The organism is Pseudomonas sp. 1912-s, from assembly GCF_029269205.1.
GTDB lineage: Bacteria > Pseudomonadota > Gammaproteobacteria > Pseudomonadales > Pseudomonadaceae > Aquipseudomonas.
In genome coordinates, this window is record NZ_JARIXR010000014.1 from 151,629 (window position 1) to 165,175 (window position 13,547).

Below are 13,547 nucleotides of genomic sequence, written 5' to 3' on the forward strand. Positions count from 1 at the left end.
ATGAGAACGATCATTTACACCGGTGCTGCCACTTCGCGCAACCAAGCCTTGAATGCCGCCATCGCCGGTGTCTCGGCCCGCGACTGCAACCGGGTCAGCCAATAGCTGCCGGTGGTGATGCCCACCTCGAACGGCTGGCGAATCACATCCGTCGCCAGTTGCCGGCTGAACATCATCGCCGGGGCCAACGCCACACCTGCACCTTGCAGCGCGGCTTCCATCATTGCCAGGGACGAGTCAAACACAATGCTGCGCGGCACCAGCGTGTCAGCCGGCAGCCCGGCGGCCTGGAACCACTGGGTCCATTCATCAGCGCGGTAAGAACGCAGCAATGTGTGTTTCAACAGGTCTGCCGGGGCCTGCAATTGACGGGCAATCTGTGGCACGCACAGCACCGTCAGCGGCGCTTCCAGCAACTGGCACGCCTCGGTGCCGTGCCACGCGCCCGCGCCAAAGCGGATCGCGTAATCCAGGCCTTCAGCAGCCACGTCAACGCGGTTGTTGTTGGTGGACAGCCGCAAGTCGATAAACGGGTAGCGCGCCTGGAAATCCGCAAGCCTGGGCAACAACCAACCCACGGCAAAGGTGCCCACCGCGCCCACCGTCAACACTTCGCGGTAATGCCCGGCTTCAAACTGGCCTAAGGTTTGAGCAATCCGGTCAAAGGATTCCCGCAGCACCGGCAGCAAGGTTTCGCCTTCGCTGGTGAGCATCAGGCCGCGGGGCAAGCGTTTGAACAGCGTGACATTGAGCTGGGCCTCCAGGCTTTTCACCTGGTGACTGACCGCCGCCTGGGTGACGCACAACTCGATGGCCGCCCGGGTAAAACTCAAATGCCGCGCGGAGGCTTCGAAGGCCCGCAGCGCGTTGAGGGGCAAATGGGAGCGGAGCATGGCTTGACCTTAAATTTTCTAATGGCTGCTGCGAGATATCATCGTTTGTCGAAGTCGTACAATCTGCCTAAATTTGCGGCGCCCGCGCAGGTATTGGTCATCAACACATCACTTTATGGAAGCCGGATCATCATGCACGAACGTTCTTCAACAGCAGCAAGAGTCAGCATACTCGCCTTATTGCTCGGCGCGGGCAACTGCATGGCGGCCACAGACCTGCGCCAGGTCGTGGACAGCACCATCGAACCCCTGATGCAGCAGCAGGATATTGCCGGCCTGTCGGTCGCGGTGATTCAGGACGGCAAGGCGCAATACTTTAACTACGGCGTCGCCAACAAGGACGGCAAACAACCGGTCACCGAAAACACCCTGTTTGAAATCGGCTCGGTGAGCAAGACCTTCACCGCCACCCTCGCCGGCTACGCGCTGGCCAACGGCAAGCTGAAACTCTCGGACCCGGCCAGCCAGTACCTGCCGGCGCTGCGGGGCGACACGTTTGACCACATCAGCCTGCTCAATCTCGGCACCTACACCGCCGGTGGCTTGCCGCTGCAATTCCCGGATGAGTCCGATAACGCCAGCAAGATGATCAGCTACTACCAGCACTGGAAACCGGATTTCGCCCCCGGCACCCAACGCCTGTATTCCAACCCGAGCATCGGCCTGTTCGGCCACCTCGCCGCCCAAAGCCTGGGCCAGCCGTTTGACCGGCTGATGGAGCACACCCTGCTGCCGAAACTCGGCCTCAAGCACACCTTCATCACCGTGCCCAAGGCGCAGATGAACCTGTACGCCCAGGGTTACGACAAGGCCGGCAAACCGGTGCGTGTCGGTCCTGGCGCCCTGGACGCCGAGGCCTACGGCATCAAGACCAGCACCTCGGACCTGATTCAGTACGTTGAAGTGAACATGCACCCGGCGAAGCTGGAAAAGCCGCTGCAACAGGCAATTGCCGCGACCCACACCGGCTATTACACGGTTGATGGCATGACCCAGGGCCTCGGCTGGGAGATGTACCCCTACCCGATCACGCTGGACGCCCTGACTGCAGGCAACTCGGCGCAAATGGCCTTCCAGCCCCACAAGGTCAGCTGGTTGACACCACCGCAAGCGCCCCATGCCGACACGCTGGTAAACAAGACTGGCGCCACCGGTGGCTTTGGCGCCTACGTGGCGTACGTGCCGAGCAAAGGCCTGGGGGTGGTGATCCTGGCGAACAAGAACTACCCGAACGCCGAACGGGTGAAAGCGGCCCATGCCATTTTGAGTGCGATGGATAAATAAGCAAAAAAATGGGAGCCCAAGGCTCCCATTTTGTTTTCGGTGTGGCTTACATCCCCAGCCAGTGCGGCAAGGCCAGCGAGATGAACGGCAGGTAGGTGACCATGATCAGGAACACCAGCAGGATCATCAGCCACGGCAATGCCGCGCGGATGGTCTGCCCCAGGGTCAGCCCGGTCACTGCAGAGGTCACAAACAGGTTCAACCCCACCGGTGGATGCACCAGGCCAATCTCCATGTTGACCACCATCACGATCCCCAGGTGAATCGGGTCGATCCCCAGTTTCATCGCGATCGGGAAGAAGATCGGCGCCAGGATCAACACGATCGCCGACGGCTCCATAAAGCTGCCCGCCACCAGCAGCACCACGTTGACCATGATCAGGAAGCCAATCGGCGTCAGGCCTTCAGAGATCACCCACGCGGTGATTTCCTGGGGGATTTGTTCAGTGGTCAGCACGTGGGCAAAGAGCATGGCGTTGGCGATGATAAACATCAGCATGATCGCCAGGCGCCCGGACTCCAGCAGGACTTTGGGGCAGTCCTTGATCTTCATGTCCTTGTAGACAAACAGCGCGACAAACGCCGAATACACCGCCGCCACCGCCGCCGCTTCAGTCGGCGTAAACATGCCGCTGTAGATGCCGCCCAGGATGATCACCAACAGCAGCAAACCCCAGAATGCCCGGCGGGCGCAGGTCAGCCACTCGCGGAAGGTCGCCCGAGGCTGAGCCGGCAGCTTCTTGATGCGCGCAACGATGTAGATCGCGACCATCAGCATCAAGCCCAGCAGCAGGCCCGGAATCACCCCGGCCATGAACAGCTTGCCTACCGATGTTTCGGTGGCCGCCGAATACACCACCATCACAATCGACGGCGGAATCAGGATGCCCAGGGTACCGGCGTTGCAGATGATCCCGGCGCCGAATTCCTTCGGGTAGCCCGAGCGCACCATGCCCGCCACGGCAATCGACCCCACCGCGGCCACCGTCGCAGGCGATGAACCCGACAGCGCGGCAAACAGCATGCAGGCCAACACGGCGGCAATCGCCAGGCCGCCCCGGATGTGCCCGACGCAGGCGTTGGCAAAGTCGATCAGCCGTTGCGCCACGCCGCCGGTGGTCATGAACGCACCCGACAGCAGGAAGAACGGAATCGCCAGGAAGGTGTAGGCGTCCGAGGTTTCAAACAGCTTGATCGCCAGCGAACTCACCGAGTCCGGGCTGAACATCAGGATCGACACCGCGCCCGACAAACCCAGGGAAATCGCGATGGGCACGCCGAGGAACATGAACACGAACAGCAGCAAAAACAGACACAGAACGGCCATCAGTGACGCTCCTCATGGCTGCCGGCCAACTTGCTGGCTTCACCGGCTTCGTCGGCCAGGCCCAGCCCGGTTTGGCGGTGAGTGAAGATGCGGTAGAAGATTTCGAGGTAGCGGATGAACACCAGCGCAAAGCCAATCGGCACGATCACCACAATGTCGCTGACATCGATGCCGAACTTGTCGAGGTCTTCGGCGCCGATGTGCGCGGTCGTCACCGCCGTCAGCCACTTGTAGCTGGCGACCATGAACAGCCCGGCGTAGGCCAGGCAGCACAGGCAGGCCAGCATGCCCAGCACGCGCTGCACCCGGCGTGGCGTCAGCTTGACCAGCGCATCCACCCCCAGGTGGCCGGCGGTACGTACGCCGTAGGAGATACCGAAGAAAATCAGCCAGCCGAACATGGCCTTGGTCAGCGCTACGCTCCAGGTCATGTCCTGGGCCCAGCCCATGGTGTGGTCACCCAGGGCGTTAAAGAATCCGCTGCTCCACGCCCATTTATCGGCAAGGGAAAAGAACAGCGTGTAGATGTTGTTGAGCATGACGTAGACAAAAGTCACCAGGGTCATGGCGGCCAGCAGGATGGCGATAACGCCTTCCTCCAGATGCTCCCAGACGCGCCTTAGCGTTTGCATGGCAAAACCTCGCGAAACTGGACGGGGATATTCACGACAAGTCACTGACGAAACCGGATCAATGTGGGAGCTGGCTTGCCTGCGATGCGCGCGACTCGGTCTTTCAGGAACACCGAGGTGACGCCATCGCGGGCAAGCCCGCTCCCACAGGAGTCGGTTTTTTTCAGCAATCGATTACTGGTTCGACGCATCCGCCGCCTTGATCAGGTCGGCACCGATTTCACCTTCGAACTTCTGCCATACCGGGCGCATGGCTTCGCGCCAGAGCTGGCGTTGCTCAGGCGTCAGTTCGATGATTTCGCTGGTCTTGGCGTCGATGATCTTCTGCTTGGCCGACTGGTTCAGCGCTTCGGCCTGTTTGTTCACCTCGACGGTGACTTCCACCATGATCTGGTCCAGGGTGGTGCGCACGTCCGGCGGCAGGCCGTTCCAGAACTTGGCGTTGGTGATCACCATGTAGTCGATCAGGCCATGGTTGGACTCGGTGAAGTACTTCTGCACTTCGTTGACCTTCTGGCTTTCATAGTTCGACCAGGTGTTCTCGGTGCCATTGACGGTGCCGGTCTGCAAGCCCTGGTACACCTCGGCAAAGCTCATCTTGCGCGGGTTGGCGCGGATCGCCTTGAACTGTTCTTCGAGCACGCTGGAAGCCTGCACGCGGAACTTCAGGCCACGGGCATCCTTGGGTTCATGCAGGGCCTTGTTCGATGACAGTTGCTTGAGGCCGTTGTGCCAATAGGCCAGGCCGAGGATGTTCTTGTCTTGCATCGAGGTCAGCAGCGCCTTGCCCTGGGCGGCCTGGAAGCGGTCGACCGCCGCCAGGTCGTTGAACAGGAACGGCAGGTCGTAGATCTGTACTTGCTTGGTGTATTGCTCAAACTTGGCCAGGGACGGCGCCAGCATCTGCACGTCCCCCAGCAGCAGCGCCTCCATTTCCTTGCCGTCGCCGAACAGCGAGGAGTTGGGGTACACCTCGACTTTTACCCGGCCAGGCAGGCGTTCTTCAGCGAGCTTCTTGAACAGCAACGCGCCCTGGCCTTTCGGGGTGTTCTCAGCGACAACGTGGGCGAACTTGATCACGATGGGGTCGGCCGCCTGGGCCAGGCCCGCGGCAAACAAGGTGGCGGCGCAGAGCAGCGCCCGAGAAAGCTTGAGCATGGAAAATCACCTTCTTATTGTTGTGTGATGAGGGCAAGGTGCCTGATGTCACGCGTATAGAGAATTTCGAATTTTAGATACCTGCGTTCGGCGTGGACGAACGCCGACCTGGCTGACAACCGAGATCAACTGTAGGAGCTGGCTTGCCTGCGATGCAGGCACCTCGGTGCTTCAGACAAACCGAGTTGATCCCATCGCGGGCAAGCCCGGCTCCCACACAAGCCCGTTCCCACATGTTTACGGTTGTGCGGCCAATAATCTTTGGGCCCGCAACAACACCGGTGCGTCGACCATTTGCCCGTCCAGTTGATAGGCCCCTGCCCCATGGGCACCGGCTTCCACCACCCGTTTCGCCCACGCCAGATCCTCGGCGCTGGGGGCCAACGCCTGATGAATCACCGCCACCTGCTTGGGATGGATACACAGCGCGCCGGCAAAGCCCATTTCATAGGCATGCCGAATCGAGCGGCGCAGGCCCTCGGGGTCGTCGATGGCCGGGTGCACACCGTCCAGCGGCGCCACCAGCCCGGCGGCGCGGGAATGCACGATCAAGGCCAGGCGCGCCTGGTCCAGGGCAAATTGAGCGGCCGGGGAGTTGCTGCTCAGGTTCAGGTCCAGCGCCAGGTCCAGGCCGCCGAATGACAGGCGTTCCACCGACGGCGCATGGGCGATTTCCGCCACCGCCAGCAAGCCACGTGCACTCTCGATGATCGGCCAGATCGCCTTGCCCGTGGCGGCCACCACGGCCACCTGGGCCGCGCTTTCAACCTTGGGCAGCAACACCCCCGCGACCCCGGCATGGGCCTGACAGAACGCCACATCGGCAAAATGCTCAGGATGCTCAGGCGCATTGATCCGCACCCACACCCGCGCCGCCGGCGTCGCCTGCAAAAACACCCCGAGGTTGTCCCGGGCTTGACGCTTGAGCGGCTCTTCCACCGCGTCTTCAAAATCCACAATCACCGCATCGGCGCCACTGGCCAGGGCCTTGGCAAACCGTTCCGGTCGGCTGCCGGGTACAAACAGCGCAGAACGCACAAGAGAGGTTGGCATCGTTCAATTCCTTATCAGATAACGCCGCGTGCACGCAGGCTGTCGATGGCTTCAGCGGAATAACCCAACTGGTCGAGAATCCCCTGGCTGTGCTGTCCCAGCCCCGGCACCGCGTCCATCCTTGGGGTAAACGCGGCATTGCGCGCCGGTGGCAGCAACGACGGCAACTTGCCCGCCGGGCTGTCGACTTCGCGCCAGCTGTCCCGGGCCTTGAGCTGCGGGTGATCCCACACGCCTTGCATGTCGTTGACCCGGGCGCTGGCGATTTGCGCGTCTTCCAGGCGCTGGATCACGCCTTCGGCGCTCATTTGCGCGAAGCTGTCGACGATGATCTGGCGCAGCACGTCGCGATTTTCCGAACGCTTGAAGTTGGCCGAGAAACGCTCGTCAGTGGCCAACCCAGGCGTGAGCAGCACCTTGTCGCAGAACGCCGCCCATTCGCGTTCGTTCTGCAACCCGAGCATCACCGTGCCGCCGTCGCCGGTAGGAAATGGTCCGTACGGGTAGATCGTCGAATGCGCCGCACCCGCCCGCGGTGGCTGGGGTGCGCCGTCGAAGGCGTAGTACATCGGGTAGCCCATCCACTCCACCAGGCTTTCCAGCATGCTGACGTCGATGCGGCTGCCCTGCCCGGTCTTGCCCCGCAGCAGCAACGCCGAGAGGATGCCGCTGTAGGCATACATCCCGGCGGAAATGTCGGCGATCGAACAGCCGGCCTTGGCCATCTGGTCCTCGCCCGGGCCACCGGTCACAGATAGGAAGCCGCCTTCGCTCTGGATCAGCAGGTCGTAGGCCTTTTTCTTCTCATACGGCCCGCCCTCCCCATAGCCGGAGATGTCGCACACGATCAGCCGTGGGAAGCGTTCATGCAGCGCCTCGAATGACAGCCCCATGCGCGCCGCAGCACCCGGTGCGAGGTTCTGCACCAGCACGTCGGCGTCGGCCAGCAGAGTTTCCAGGATGTCCCCGGCCTCATCGTGCTTGAGGTCCAGGGTCAGGCTTTCCTTGGAGCGGTTGGTCCACACGAAATGCGAGGCCAGCCCGCGCACGCGCTCGTCGTAGCCACGGGCAAAGTCACCGGCGCCCGGGCGTTCGATCTTGATCACACGGGCCCCAAGGTCGGCCAACTGGCGGGTACAGAACGGCGCGGCAATCGCGTGTTCCAGGCTGACGACGGTGATGCCGTCCAGCGGTCGTTGATTAGCAGTCATGACGATTCCTTAAAGCCAGTGAGCGAGGGACACGGCGTTGCGCAGGTCCCAGACTTTTTCGATCAGCCCGCCGGTTTGCGCGGGCGTGCGGGCGCCGCTGAATTGGGTCAGGCGCTGGAATTTATCGGCCAGTTCTGCACGGTTCAGCGTGTTGCCGGGGTCGCCCTTGGGTTCGTCGATGGCGCCGTGCAAGGTACGGCCATCGGCCGTGGTCACGATCACCCGGCCCAGCCAGCGCTGGGGATAGGCACCGTCGACCTCGGCGTCGAGGGTCATGCTGACCTTGTCGCGAAACGCCGACACAGCCCCGTCGTTAAGCGCCAACTCGTGAAACTCAGTCAGCCCGGCCTTGCCATGCACGGCAATCAGACCCAGCACGGTGCCCATGGAGAACTTGGCCTGGTGCACGGTCTGCGGCAACGTCACCCGGCCCAGCACGTCGATGGCGCCCTGGTGAACCCGGGTTTCCACGTGGGTGATGTGGTGATGGCTGAGGCCTTCACGCTGCATCAGGTCCAGCAACGCATCGGCGGCCGGATGGGTGTGGCGGCACGAGGCGTGGAACTTGAACGAGGTTTCCAGCAGCGCCCAACGGCTGCCGAGGCGATCCGACAGTTTGCTCGGGTCCGCGTCGGTGGACATGCCGGCGGCCATGCCCTGGTCGCCTTCCAGAATATTGCGCGCACCGGTCAGCCCGTCCGCCGTCAAATAGGCGGCCAGCAAACCATCGGCCGCCGCCTTGGCGGTGTGCAATTGCTTGGAGTCGGCGGCATCCCGCAGGAACTCCCACAAACCGGCCGCCTGAGTGCCGGCACTGCCCAGCAGGTTGATGAATTGCTCTTGGTTGAAATCCAGCAGCTTGCCCACCGCGACAGCCGCCGCGAGGGTGCCGACGGTGGCCGTGGTATGGAAGATCCGGTAGTGGGAACGGCCCATGAATTCGCCGATGCGAATCCCGGCTTCGTAACCGGCCACCGACGCCAGCAGCAGTTCGCGACCGGACTTGCCGAGGTCTTGCGCTGCCGCGAATGCCGCCGGAAACACCACCGTCGCCGGGTGCAACACCGAGCTGTTGTGCAGGTCATCCTGCTCCACCAGGTGCGACGACGCGCCGTTCACCAGCGCAGCGAAATAGGCGCTGCTGCTGCCGCCGTTGACGATCACCTGCGCCGGGCCATTGGCCGGGCCCATCGTGCGCGCATAACGCTCGAACAACGGGATCGGATGGGCGCCCTTGCTGGCCAGCGCCGAGGCGAGCCAGTCGAGGAACAGGTCTTCGGTGCGGGCGAGCACCTCGTCCGGCAATTGTTCGTACGTCAACTCGGCGAGGAACCGGCACAGCGCTTGGGTATGGCTCATGGTCGGCGCCTCAGAAGCTGCGTGGCAGTTCGAGCAAATGCTCGGCCACGTAGGACAGGATCAGGTTGGTGGAGATCGGCGCGACCTGGTACAGGCGGGTCTCGCGGAACTTGCGCTCCACGTCGTATTCGCAGGCAAACCCGAAGCCGCCGTGGGTTTGCAGGCAGGCGTTGGCGGCCTCCCAGGACGCCTTGGCCGCCAGGTACTTGGCCATGTTCGCACTGGCCCCGGCATTGGCGCCGCTGTCGTATTCCTCACAGGCACGCCAGCGCATCAGGTCGGCGGCTTCGATCTCGATATGCGCTTCGGCAATCGGGAACTGCACGCCCTGGTTCTGCCCGATGGGCCGGCCGAACACCACGCGGTCGCGGGCATAGGCGCTGGCTTTCTCGATAAACCAGCGACCGTCACCAATGCACTCGGCGGCGATCAGGGTACGTTCGGCATTCAGCCCGTCGAGGATGTAGCGGAAGCCCTTGCCCTCCTCGCCAATCAGGCTGTCGAGGGGCAACTCCAGGTTGTCGAAGAACAGCTCATTGGTCTCGTGATTGACCATATTGGCGATGGGCTGCACGGTCAGGCCGTTGCCGATGGCTTCCCGCAGGTCGACCAGGAAGATCGACATGCCTTCGGATTTTTTCTTCACCTCGGCCAGCGGCGTGGTGCGGGCCAGCAGGATCATCAGGTCGGAATGCTGCACCCGCGAGATCCACACCTTCTGGCCGTTGATCACGTACTTGTCGCCACGCTTGACCGCGGTGGTCTTGATCTTGGTGGTGTCGGTGCCGGTGGTGGGCTCGGTCACGGCCATCGATTGCAGGCGCAGTTCGCCGTTGGCGAGCTTGGGCAGGTAGAAGCTTTTCTGCGCTTCGCTGCCGTGGCGCAGCAAAGTGAACATGTTGTACATCTGGCCGTGGACGGTGCCGGAGTTGCCGCCGCAGCGGTTCACTTCTTCCAGAATCACCGAGGCTTCCGCCAGCCCGAGGCCGGAGCCGCCGTAGGCTTCCGGGATCATTGCCGACAGCCATCCGGCGTCGGTCAGGGCCTTGACGAAGGCTTCGGGGAAGCCTTTTTCTTCGTCGACCTTGCGCCAGTAAGCAGCGTCGAATTCGGCGCACAGGGCGCGCACGCCTTCGCGGATGGCATTCAGTTCTTCGTTGTCATTCGGGTTCATTAACGGCTCTCCGCCTGTTGTTCTTGGAGGTTTATTCGAAATGCAGTTCGGCGCGCTGGGCCAGGCCGTCAGCGTTGCCCGCCCAGAGTTCAGCCACACCAGGCCCGGTGATACGCCCGCCGACTTCAAAGGGTTGCGGGGCAATCAATGGGCGCACGCCGCGATACGAAAAACGGCGCAACGTGGCCTCGGGGTTTGCGCGGCAAAAGGCGCGCAGGCTCAGGGTGGCGATCAGCGGCCCGTGCACCACCAGCCCCGAGTAACCTTCGGTGCCGGTGACGTAGGGGTAGTCGTAATGGATGCGGTGGCCGTTGAAGGTCACGGCGCTGTAGCGAAACAACAGGGTGGGCGTCGGGTCGACCGCTTCGCGCCAGGCGCCTTCAGGCAGCACATCACCACTGCCCTGCTTGGGCGGCGTGGGTTCGCGGTAGACGATGTCCTGTTCTTCGCGCAGGGCCAGGCGACCGTCCTGGGAATAGTCATGGCGCACGGTGACGAACAGCAACGAACCGGTGCGGCCGGTTTTTTCTTCCACCTGGGTGATGGTCGACACCCGGGTGGCGGACTCACCGGCCCGCAACGCATGGAAGAACTCGATACGCCCACCGGCCCACATGCGATTGCGGTTATCGGCCGGCGGCAGGAAGCCGCCACGGGCTGGATGGCCATCGCCGCCCAGGGCGGACTCGGGCAGCGGGTCCTGGAAAAAGCACCATTGCCACAGGGGCGGCACCGCTTCGCCCTCCGCCGGTACAGCTTCGCCAAAGGTGGCGGCGATGCGTTTGAGCAGGTTGTGGCTCAAGTGGTCGTGGGCTGTTTCGCTACGGCCGATCCAGTCTGTGGCGCTCATCAGGTGCATGTCCTCGGGCAGGGAATCTGAACCGGATCATGCTGGGCCGTAGCCGTTCTGAGAATTTGCATTTCAATAAAGCAGCGTTCGGCTATGCTGAACGCCGCTGACCGCAACCGGAGCCTTCCATGCACTTTGATCTGGCGGACTTACGCCTGTTTATCCATATCGCCGAATCCCCCAGCCTGACCCAGGGTGCCAAGCGCGCGTTCCTCTCGCCCGCCGCCGCCAGCGCGCGGATCAAGGCCCTGGAAGGCCAACTCGACACCCGACTGCTGTACCGCGACAGCCGTGGCGTGGAAATCACCCCGGCGGGCGAACGCCTGCTGCACCACGCGCGGTTGATCATGCGCCAGGTGGATTACCTGAAAAGCGAGTTCACCCAATACGGCATCGATTCGGCCGGGCACATCCGCATCTTCGCGAACACCACGGCGGTGACCGAGTTTCTCCCGGAAGTGCTGGCAGGCTTCCTGTCCCAGCGCCCCGGCGTGACCGTGGACCTGCAGGAGCGGTTGTCCCGTGACATCGTGCGCGGCGTACTCGACGGCACCAGCGACATGGGCATCATCGCCGGCCCGGTGGAGGCGTCGGGCTTGCAGGTGTTGCATTTCAGCACCGACCACCTGGTGCTCACGGTGCCGGTGGGGCATCCCCTGGCGGCCCTGCCTTCGGTGACGCTGGAGCAAACCCTGGCCTATCAGCATATCGGCCTGCATGACGGCAGCACGTTGCTGAGTTTCCTGCGGGAGCACGTGGAACGGCTGGGCAAACACTTGTCGTTGCGCATCCAGATGTCGAGCTTCGAGGCGATCTGCCGGATGGTCGAGGCTGGCGTCGGGATCGGCATCATTCCCGAGTCGGCGGCGGTGCGGCACAGCCGGACCATGCAGTTGGTGACGGTCAGGCTGGATGAGGTCTGGGCCGTGCGCGAGCGCAGCATCCTGGTGCGGGAGCTGGAGGCGTTGCCGGGGACCATTCGTGCGTTGATCGCGACCTTGATGCCGGAGATGGAACCGCCTCGGCTGCCGGGCGCCTAAGCTAACGTTCATCTTTTGCGAAGGAGATCAGGTCATGCAGCTTGAAGGTTCCTGCCATTGCGGCGCGGTTACGTTCAGTCTTGAGAGTGCGCATCCGTATCCCTATCAGCGGTGTTACTGCTCGATTTGTCGCAAGACCCAGGGGGGTGGCGGGTATGCGATCAACCTTGGGGGCGACGCTAAAAGCCTGAAGGTGCGGGGGCGCAAGTTGATTTCGGTTTATCACGCGCGGATGAAGGGACCGGGGGATAGCCGGGCGCATGCGAGCACGGCCGAGCGGCATTTTTGTTCGCAGTGTGGGTCGGGGTTGTGGTTGTTCAGTCCGGAGTGGCCGGAGTTGATTCATCCGTTTGCTTCGGCGATTGATACGCCGTTGCCGGTGCCGCCGGAGCATACGCATTTGATGCTGGGGTCGAAGGCGCCCTGGGTTGAGGTGAGTGTTCGGCCGGGGGATTTGCGGTTTGATGAGTATCCGAAGGAGTCGATTGCCGAGTGGCATGAGCGGTTGGGGCTGGGTTGATTGATTGAGTGAATATCCGTTATTTGGGTGATGGCTGATATGGGTTCCGCCCTTACGGCGGCTCACTTTTGAAAAGCGCAAAAGTAAGCAAAACGCTCTTGCCCCACCACTCGGCACCTCGCTAAGGCTCGGTGTGCCCTCACTCCGGCTTTGGACCGTGGGCCGCCGCGATGGGCCATCCTTGGCCCAGCGCGGCTAACCCGGCGTCCTGCCGGGTTACCCACGCTCCAAAGCCTGCGTTCGGCCAGCGTGGTTTAACGGGGCGCCTAAGATCAAGATCAAAAGCAGATCAAGAGCACAGCGGCCTACAGGCCGGCTTGAGTGGTGTGAAGCAAAGGCAAGATCAAAATCTAAAGCGGCCACGATCCCCTGTAGGAGCTGGCTTGCCGGCGATGGTCGTTAACGATGACGTAGGCATCCTGATTCAACGCGGCGTTCTCAGGTTTTTCGCCGGCAAGCCGGCTCCTACAGAAAAGCGGCTCTGCTTTGGCTTTTGATCTGGCTTCTACCACTCAAGCCGGCCTGTAGGCCGCTGTGCTCTTGCTTTTGATCTTGATCTGGCTCTGACTGCCCCAATAAGCCCGAGGCCGAACGCAGGTGGTGCGGAGCGGGTAAACCGGCAGGACGCCGGTTTAGCCGCGCTGGGCCAGGGATGGCCCATCGCGGCGGCCCGCGGAGCARYGCCGGAGTGAGGGAACRCCGAGCCTAGGCGAGGYGCCGACAGGCGGGGCAGAGCSYTTTGGTTACTTTGSSGCTTTTTGTACGGACCGGACACATGGTGGACACATGTACGGGGACATGGTTGACACATTATGAACCGTAATCAGGCTGCTTCACGTCGATCGTTCGCAAAAAGTGATGGCAGAAATAGACATCAAACAGCCCGTCACTTTCAGTGTTCGGACGTAGTGCAACGTGATGTCCAGCCAGGCCTTTGGCGATCCTGAAGTAGCGCTTCTGAAACTTAAATCGACTGTGATAAACCTTGGCCTTTAAATCGTCCGGCCCGTACTCAAACTCCAAAAGCGTCTCCGGATAAGCCCAGG

The 13,547-nt window shown here is 62.3% G+C and carries 12 protein-coding genes and 1 pseudogene; 3 read left to right on the plus strand and 10 right to left on the minus strand.

All coding sequences use genetic code 11. The features are described 5' to 3' along the window. Positions 1–14: 14 nt before the first annotated feature. Positions 15–893, minus strand: coding sequence for a LysR family transcriptional regulator (locus P3C29_RS18875; RefSeq protein ID WP_275965166.1), 879 nt, complete (start codon positions 891–893; stop codon positions 15–17). A 132-nt stretch (positions 894–1,025) separates the two neighbouring features. Here P3C29_RS18875 and ampC point away from each other — a divergent pair, with 132 nt between their 5' ends. Then, positions 1,026–2,177, plus strand: coding sequence for a class C beta-lactamase (gene ampC / locus P3C29_RS18880; RefSeq protein WP_275965167.1), 1,152 nt, complete (start codon positions 1,026–1,028; stop codon positions 2,175–2,177). Between the two features lie 46 nt (positions 2,178–2,223). Here the strand turns inward: ampC and dctM are convergent, their stop codons facing one another. From dctM to P3C29_RS18920, 8 genes are all read right to left on the minus strand, one after another. Beyond that, on the minus strand, positions 2,224–3,504 hold the full coding sequence (gene dctM, locus P3C29_RS18885) for a C4-dicarboxylate TRAP transporter large permease protein DctM (RefSeq protein WP_010169752.1): 1,281 nt from the start codon (positions 3,502–3,504) through the stop codon (positions 2,224–2,226). Beyond that, a complete protein-coding gene (locus P3C29_RS18890) occupies positions 3,504–4,136 on the minus strand; it encodes a TRAP transporter small permease (RefSeq protein WP_275965168.1) in 633 nt (210 codons plus the stop codon). The genes dctM and P3C29_RS18890 overlap by 1 nt, the downstream gene beginning before the upstream one ends. Before the next feature lie 174 nt (positions 4,137–4,310). After that, positions 4,311–5,294, minus strand: a complete 984-nt coding sequence (locus tag P3C29_RS18895) for a TRAP transporter substrate-binding protein (RefSeq protein WP_010169754.1) — start codon at positions 5,292–5,294, stop codon at positions 4,311–4,313. Positions 5,295–5,531: 237 nt separating this feature from the next. Next, the gene (locus P3C29_RS18900) at positions 5,532–6,347 is read right to left on the minus strand and encodes a CoA ester lyase (RefSeq protein ID WP_010169755.1); all 816 of its coding nucleotides are present in this window, start codon (positions 6,345–6,347) and stop codon (positions 5,532–5,534) included. Positions 6,348–6,361: 14 nt separating this feature from the next. Then, positions 6,362–7,558, minus strand: a complete 1,197-nt coding sequence (locus tag P3C29_RS18905) for a CaiB/BaiF CoA-transferase family protein (RefSeq protein WP_169388192.1) — start codon at positions 7,556–7,558, stop codon at positions 6,362–6,364. 9 nt (positions 7,559–7,567) lie between these two features. Further along, positions 7,568–8,917 (minus strand): MmgE/PrpD family protein, encoded by a 1,350-nt coding sequence (locus tag P3C29_RS18910; protein ID WP_275965169.1) that lies wholly within the window; start codon positions 8,915–8,917, stop codon positions 7,568–7,570. A gap of 10 nt (positions 8,918–8,927) precedes the next feature. Continuing rightward, the gene (locus P3C29_RS18915) at positions 8,928–10,091 is read right to left on the minus strand and encodes an acyl-CoA dehydrogenase family protein (RefSeq protein ID WP_169388190.1); all 1,164 of its coding nucleotides are present in this window, start codon (positions 10,089–10,091) and stop codon (positions 8,928–8,930) included. A 31-nt stretch (positions 10,092–10,122) separates the two neighbouring features. After that, positions 10,123–10,941, minus strand: coding sequence for a MaoC family dehydratase N-terminal domain-containing protein (locus P3C29_RS18920; RefSeq protein ID WP_275965170.1), 819 nt, complete (start codon positions 10,939–10,941; stop codon positions 10,123–10,125). 128 nt (positions 10,942–11,069) lie between these two features. Here P3C29_RS18920 and P3C29_RS18925 point away from each other — a divergent pair, with 128 nt between their 5' ends. Further along, the gene (locus tag P3C29_RS18925) at positions 11,070–11,981 is read left to right on the plus strand and encodes a LysR family transcriptional regulator (RefSeq protein ID WP_169388189.1); all 912 of its coding nucleotides are present in this window, start codon (positions 11,070–11,072) and stop codon (positions 11,979–11,981) included. A 34-nt stretch (positions 11,982–12,015) separates the two neighbouring features. Next, positions 12,016–12,501 (plus strand): GFA family protein, encoded by a 486-nt coding sequence (locus P3C29_RS18930; RefSeq protein WP_201123651.1) that lies wholly within the window; start codon positions 12,016–12,018, stop codon positions 12,499–12,501. Positions 12,502–13,311: 810 nt separating this feature from the next. Here P3C29_RS18930 and P3C29_RS18935 read toward each other — a convergent pair. After that, positions 13,312–13,547 (minus strand): annotated as a pseudogene (locus tag P3C29_RS18935) (IS481 family transposase); the annotation flags it as partial.